This is a genomic window from Inquilinus sp., from assembly GCF_039594555.1.
Taxonomy (GTDB): Bacteria; Pseudomonadota; Alphaproteobacteria; order DSM-16000; family Inquilinaceae; genus Inquilinus.
Genome location: NZ_JBCNNF010000425.1, coordinates 1 through 5,846, shown reverse-complemented (window position 1 = coordinate 5,846; position 5,846 = coordinate 1). Strand labels below are relative to the sequence as shown.

Here is a 5,846-nt window from a genome sequence, read left to right as displayed (position 1 = left end):
TTGGTAAATAACTGGTTTGCCCCATCATTGCATAAACCAAATTTTCAGTTGAGGTGTAAGTTTCAACTAAGCGAATATCGGCATCGGTGTTTGCCAGGACCACACCCATGTCTTCCTGGCCTGCGCCCGGCATCTCGGCCTGCCGGCCCGCTATGTCTCCGGCTACCTGCTGATGGCCGACGGCAGCGTCGAGCAGGCGGCGGGCCATGCCTGGGCCGAGGCCTTCATCGACGGACTCGGCTGGGTCGGCTTCGACGCCGCCAACGGGGTGTGCCCGACCGAGCACTATGTCCGCGTCGCCATCGGCCTCGACTATCGCGACGCCGCGCCGGTCCGCGGCCTGCGCCAGGGCGGCGGCGCCGAGGCGCTGGAGGTCGTGATCCGCGTCGGTGAGCTGCAAGTCCAGGCCCAGACCCAGGCGCAGGCCTGATCCCTCACGATGATCCCGGACCACTTCGCATGACCTACTGCCTCGGCCTCCTGCTCGAAGAGGGGCTGGTGATGATTGCCGACACCCGCACCAATGCCGGGGTCGACAACATCTCGACCTTCCGCAAGATGCATGTCTGGGAGCGGCCGGGCGACCGGGTGATGGTCCTGCTCACCGCCGGGAACCTCGCCGTCACCCAATCCGTGGTCGCTCTGCTGTCCGAGGCCGCCGACGCCGATGACGGGCGCGAGAGCCTGACGACGGCCCCGTCGATGTTCCGCTGCGCCGAGCTGGTGGGCGAGGCGGTGCGCGCGGTCTGGAACCGCGACGGCCCGGCGATGGAGCAGCATGCCGGCGGCTTCAACGCATCCTTCCTGCTCGGCGGCCAGATCGCCGGGCGCCGTTGCCGCCTGTTCGAGGTCTACCAGGCCGGCAACTTCATCGAGGCGACGGCCGACACGCCCTATCTGCAGATCGGCGAGCACAAATACGGCAAGCCGATCCTCGACCGTGCCGCGCGCTTCGACACGCCGCTGATCGACGGGCTCAAGCTCGGCCTGGTGTCGATGGATTCGACGCTGCGCAGCAACCTCTCGGTCGGGCTGCCGATCGACATCGCGCTGTACCGCCGCGACGTGCTGCAGCTGGACCTGCGCAAGCGGATCGGCGAGGACGATCCCTACTTCTCCGGCCTGCGCCAGCGCTGGTCCGATGCGCTGCGGCAGGCCTATCAGGCCATCCCCAATCCGGATTGGGCATGACCAGGCGAATCGAGGCGGGAACGATTTAGCAGGTTTCAAGGTTGAAATTGATGGGAGCCTGAACCACCCTTCCGGTGTTGTATCGACGCAAGGCCGTGTCTGCGGCCCGACCGATAATGATAAAGAGGAGTCTAGTGCCATGCGCATCGCGCTTCGTAGAACCGCCCTGCTTTCCGGTTTCGCTGCGCTCCTGGCGCTTGGTGCATGCGCCCAGCCGCAGGAGACCATCGTCACGCCGGCGCCCGGCGCGTTGCCCGCCAACGTGCCGCCCGGCTCGACGCTCCAAAGCTCGACCACCGAGGTCGGGCCGAACGGTCAGGTCATCAATCGCAGCATCTATCGGGCGCCGAACCAGCTCATCACCAACGGGCCGCAGTGCACCAAGGGCGACCCGCAGTGCCCGTGATCGGTCCGGCGCTCTGAGAGCGGCTGGAGGGGGAAAAAGGGGGCTTCGGCCCCCTTTCTTGTCGGACATGACGTGCCGGTCGTTCGGCAACAATCTTTCTGCCCTTGCCCGGACTCATTCATCCCGGCATGGTGCGCGGCATCATTGGCTCGAGCTGGAGCGCCCATGCCCGTGCTGAACAGCGCGGCCGATACCCGGTCCGCCGCCTTCCGCGACAACGAGACGGCCATGCGCGCGGCCGTCGACGACCTGCAATCGGCCGTGGCCCGGATCAAGCTGGGCGGCGGCCAGGCGGCCCGCGACCGGCACGTCGCCCGCGGCAAGCTGCTTCCGCGTGAGCGCGTCCGCGCGCTGCTCGACCCCGGCGCCCCGTTCCTGGAGCTGTCGCAGCTGGCCGGCCAGGGCGTCTATCGCGACGACGTCCCCGCCGCCGGCATCATCACCGGCATCGGCCCGGTTTCCGGCCTGGAATGCGTGATCGTCGCCAACGACGCGACGGTGAAGGGCGGCACCTACTATCCGTTGACGGTGAAGAAGCATCTGCGGGCGCAGGAGATCGCGCGCGAGAACAACCTGCCCTGCCTCTACCTGGTCGATTCCGGCGGCGCCTTCCTGCCGCTGCAGGACGAGGTCTTCCCCGACCGCGACCATTTCGGCCGGATCTTCTACAATCAGGCGACGATGTCGGCTGCCGGCATCCCGCAGATCGCGGTGGTGATGGGGTCCTGTACCGCCGGCGGCGCCTATGTCCCGGCGATGTCTGACGAATCCATCATCGTCAAGGGCCAGGGCACCATCTTCCTCGGCGGCCCGCCGCTGGTGAAGGCCGCGACCGGCGAGGTGGTGTCGGCCGAGGATCTCGGCGGCGCCGACGTGCACAGCCGCGTTTCCGGCGTCACCGACCACTACGCCCAGGACGACCATCACGCTTTGGCGATCGCCCGTCGCATCATCGCTGACCTGAACCGGGTCAAGCGGCCGGCCCTGGCGCTGCGCGACCCGGTGGAGCCGCTGTACCCGGCGTCCGACCTCTACGGCATCGTCGGCACCGATCTGCGGAAGCCCTTCGACGTGCGCGAGGTGATCGCACGGCTGGTCGACGGGTCGGAGTTCGATGAGTTCAAGGCGCTTTACGGCACCACGCTGGTCTGCGGCTTCGCCCATCTCTGGGGCATCCCGGTCGGCATCGTCGCCAACAACGGCATCCTGTTCTCGGAAAGCGCGCTGAAGGGCGCACATTTCGTCGAGCTGTGCTGCCAGCGCGGCATCCCGCTGCTGTTCCTGCAGAACATCACCGGGTTCATGGTCGGCTCGAAATACGAGCGCGGCGGCATCGCCAAGGACGGCGCCAAGCTGGTCACCGCCGTGGCCTCGGCCCGGGTGCCGAAGCTGACCCTGATGATCGGCGGCAGCTTCGGCGCCGGCAATTACGGCATGTGCGGGCGAGCCTATGGGCCGCGCTTCCTATTCATGTGGCCGAACGCCCGGATCTCGGTGATGGGCGGCGAGCAGGCGGCGAACGTCCTGGCCCAGGTGCGGCGCGACGGCATCGAGGCCAAGGGCGAGACCTGGCCGGCGGCGGAGGAGGAGGCATTCAAGGCCCCGATCCGCGAGCAGTACGAGACCCAGGGCCATCCCTACTATGCCTCGGCCCGGCTGTGGGACGACGGGGTGATCGACCCGGCGGACAGCCGGCGGGTGCTGGCCTTGGCGCTGTCGGCGTCGCTGAACGCGCCGATCGAGCCGACCCGTTTCGGCGTGTTCCGGATGTGACGGACGTATCGATGATCCTCTACGACCTTCTCCGCGGCCGCCAGGCGGTGTTCGAGACGCAGAGCTTCTTCGAATGGCTCGGCGAGGCGCTGGGCACGCTGATCCACTTCATCATCCGCGTCGTCCGCGGCGTGTTCGGCGGCATCAGCGGCGCGGTGAACGACTTCCTCGACGGCATGGCCCGGGCCATCGGGATGAACAGCTCGATCTTCTCCTTCGCGCTGCTGATCCTCGGCCTGTTCCTGCTGTACACCTCCGTCCGCGCCTTCATCGCCCGGTCGATCGTGGCCGGCGTGGTCTGGGCGCTGCTGGGTCTTCTGGTGCTGAGCTGGGTGGTGCGATGAGCGCGGTCCGGATCGAGATCGGGAACGGCGTCGGCACGGTCGTGATGGACCGGCCGGACCGCCACAACGCCTTCGACGAGCATGTCATCGCCGAGTTGACGGCGGGCTTCGCGAAGCTAGGCGCCGACGATTCGGTCCGCGCCGTGGTGCTGCGCGGTGCCGGCAAGAGCTTTTCGGCCGGCGCCGATCTCGACTGGATGCGCCGCATGGCGGCTTATGACGAGGCCGCCAACCTGGCCGACGCCCGGGCCCTGGCGGCGCTGATGCGCACCATCGACACGCTGCCCAAGCCGACGGTCGCCCTGGTTCATGGCGCGGCCTATGGCGGCGGTGTCGGCCTCGTCGCCTGCTGCGACATCGCCATCGCCACCGAGGCGGCGGCCTTCTCGCTGTCCGAGGTCAAGCTCGGCCTGATCCCGGCGGTGATCAGCCCCTATGTCGTGCGGGCCATCGGCGCCCGCGCCGCCCGCCGCTATTTCCTGACCGCCGAGCGCTTCGACGCCGTCGAGGCCCGGCGCCTCGGCCTGGTGCATGAGCTGGTGGGAAGCGACGGGCTGGAGGAGGCGGCGCGTCAGGTCCTGGCGGCGCTGCGCGGCAACGGCCCGGCTGCGGTGCGGGCAGCCAAGGACCTGGTCGCCGCCGTGGTCGGCAAGGCGCCGGCCGAGGTCGAGGACGACTGCGCCCACCGAATCGCCGCGACCCGCGCCAGCGACGAAGGCAAGGAAGGCGTCGCCGCCTTCCTGGAGAAGCGCAAGCCGTCCTGGTTGAACTAGTCAGGCTGCGGCAGGCGTGTTCCAGGCCCGCACGACATTGACCAGGAACAGCAGCATCGAGGCCAGCGTCAGCAGCGAGCCGATGATGACCACGGCCTGCTGCTCCCGGGTCACCGCGAGGTAGATGCCGAGCGGCAGCAGGATGGCGCCGGCGGCCGCGACCCAGAAATGGATGACGGCCAGGGTGCCCGTCCTGGCGAAGCCCAGCCGGTAGCCGATCCCGAACAGGGCGAGTGAGACCCAGCCAACGAGATTGATGTGGGTGTGCACCGGCACCAGCTGGAAATCATGGGCCATGCCCATCTGGATGCCCAGCAGCATCCCGGCCAGCGCCATCAGCACCGCCAGGATGAAGAACGCTTTGTCGATGCTCCGCATCATGTCCCCTCGTTGATCGATGGCGGCCGAATTGGTCCCGGCCCGCCCAGCCGCACCGAAGGATGCGTCGCGCCGCCCGTGCCGGCCTGTTACCGGCGGCACAGGCGGCGGCGCATCCACCCCCTCCGGGCGCGTTCCAGTCTCGTTGGAACGAGGGCTCGCAGCATCCCCCGAGGATTAGGGGATGCCGGTTCCGGGGATCAGTCGTCCCAGTGGCCGTACAGGTTCGGCAGCAGCCCGGCCAGGGCGCTGAAGCGCGCCCAGGACTTCGCCTCCTTCCGGGTCCAGCCGGCCTCGGCGATCGCCGACAGCCGGGGGAACACCAGCCGGTCGAACACCGCGCGGTCGGTCATCGGCTCGGACCAGATGCAGGCCTGGACGCCCATCAGGTGCTCCAGCTGCGCCTCGCTCCAGCCCTGGGTGGCCTCGAACTCATAGGTCTCCCGCACCCCTGACCAGCCGGCCCAGCCGGCGCCCGGCTCGGACCAGGCGGTGCTCTGCGACATGTCGAGATAGTAGCGCTGCCCCGGGGCGACCACGATGTCGTAGCCGCGGCCGGCCAGTTCGGCGCTGACCTCGACCGACCGCCAGCCGACCAGGTAGCTCTTGTCCTTCTCGATCACGTCGCCATGCGCCGCCTCCTCCCAGCCGCCGGTGACGACGCCGCGCGAGGCCAGAAAGCGCTGCACCCGCTGCAGGAACCCGGCCTGCAGCGCCGCGGTCGCCGACCCCTCGATGGCATCGGCACCGTTGTGGTTGCCGAGGGTGTTGACCAGCCTGGCGTGCTTCGCGGCCAGCGCCTCGCCATTCTCCTCCCGCCGCAGCCGGTCGAGCGCGAGCGGCGACCCCGACCAGGCGGCCAGCGGCACCTCGTCGGCGCCGACATGCAGGATCTTCGACGGGAACAGGTCGATCAGCTCGTCGAACACGGTCTCCAGGAAGCCGTAGACCGGCTCATGCGCCGGGTTCAGGCAGTTGTTG

General features: G+C 68.6%; 8 protein-coding genes. 6 read left to right on the top strand and 2 right to left on the bottom strand.

Annotation, left to right across the window (positions count from 1 at the left end; genetic code table 11):
* Positions 1-76: 76 nt before the first annotated feature.
* The 6 genes from ABDW35_RS30625 to ABDW35_RS30600 all read left to right on the top strand — a co-directional run bounded on the left by ABDW35_RS30625 (position 77) and on the right by ABDW35_RS30600 (position 4,487).
* On the top strand, positions 77-430 hold the full coding sequence (locus ABDW35_RS30625; protein ID WP_343717628.1) for a transglutaminase family protein: 354 nt from the start codon (positions 77-79) through the stop codon (positions 428-430).
* A 29-nt stretch (positions 431-459) separates the two neighbouring features.
* The gene (locus tag ABDW35_RS30620) at positions 460-1,191 is read left to right on the top strand and encodes a peptidase (protein ID WP_343717627.1); all 732 of its coding nucleotides are present in this window, start codon (positions 460-462) and stop codon (positions 1,189-1,191) included.
* Between the two features lie 139 nt (positions 1,192-1,330).
* Positions 1,331-1,597 (top strand): hypothetical protein, encoded by a 267-nt coding sequence (locus ABDW35_RS30615; RefSeq protein ID WP_343717626.1) that lies wholly within the window; start codon positions 1,331-1,333, stop codon positions 1,595-1,597.
* Positions 1,598-1,762: 165 nt separating this feature from the next.
* Entirely contained in the window at positions 1,763-3,370 is a 1,608-nt protein-coding gene (locus ABDW35_RS30610; protein WP_343717625.1) for a carboxyl transferase domain-containing protein, read from the top strand.
* A gap of 11 nt (positions 3,371-3,381) precedes the next feature.
* Positions 3,382-3,714 (top strand): hypothetical protein, encoded by a 333-nt coding sequence (locus tag ABDW35_RS30605; RefSeq protein ID WP_343717624.1) that lies wholly within the window; start codon positions 3,382-3,384, stop codon positions 3,712-3,714.
* On the top strand, positions 3,711-4,487 hold the full coding sequence (locus tag ABDW35_RS30600) for an enoyl-CoA hydratase-related protein (protein WP_343717623.1): 777 nt from the start codon (positions 3,711-3,713) through the stop codon (positions 4,485-4,487). Before ABDW35_RS30605 ends, ABDW35_RS30600 begins: the two co-directional genes overlap by 4 nt.
* On the opposite strand, the gene ABDW35_RS30595 is transcribed toward ABDW35_RS30600, so the two are convergent.
* Together ABDW35_RS30595 and ABDW35_RS30590 are read right to left on the bottom strand one after the other, a co-directional pair.
* Positions 4,488-4,868: a hypothetical protein gene (locus tag ABDW35_RS30595; protein WP_343717622.1), complete on the bottom strand. Its 381-nt coding sequence runs from the start codon at positions 4,866-4,868 to the stop codon at positions 4,488-4,490. It abuts the gene before it with no gap.
* Between the two features lie 197 nt (positions 4,869-5,065).
* On the bottom strand, positions 5,066-5,846 hold a 781-nt coding region (locus tag ABDW35_RS30590; protein ID WP_343717621.1), incomplete at its 5' end, for a family 20 glycosylhydrolase.

Excerpts from the sequence above, each read along its gene's own strand:
- ABDW35_RS30620 (WP_343717627.1), top strand. The coding sequence starts at position 460 with ATGACCTACTGCCTCGGCCTCCTGCTCGAAGAGGGGCTGGTGATGATT.
- ABDW35_RS30615 (WP_343717626.1), top strand. The coding sequence starts at position 1,331 with ATGCGCATCGCGCTTCGTAGAACCGCCCTGCTTTCCGGTTTCGCTGCG.
- ABDW35_RS30610 (WP_343717625.1), top strand. The coding sequence starts at position 1,763 with ATGCCCGTGCTGAACAGCGCGGCCGATACCCGGTCCGCCGCCTTCCGC.
- ABDW35_RS30605 (WP_343717624.1), top strand. The coding sequence starts at position 3,382 with ATGATCCTCTACGACCTTCTCCGCGGCCGCCAGGCGGTGTTCGAGACG.
- ABDW35_RS30600 (WP_343717623.1), top strand. The coding sequence starts at position 3,711 with ATGAGCGCGGTCCGGATCGAGATCGGGAACGGCGTCGGCACGGTCGTG.
- ABDW35_RS30595 (WP_343717622.1), bottom strand. The coding sequence starts at position 4,868 with ATGATGCGGAGCATCGACAAAGCGTTCTTCATCCTGGCGGTGCTGATG.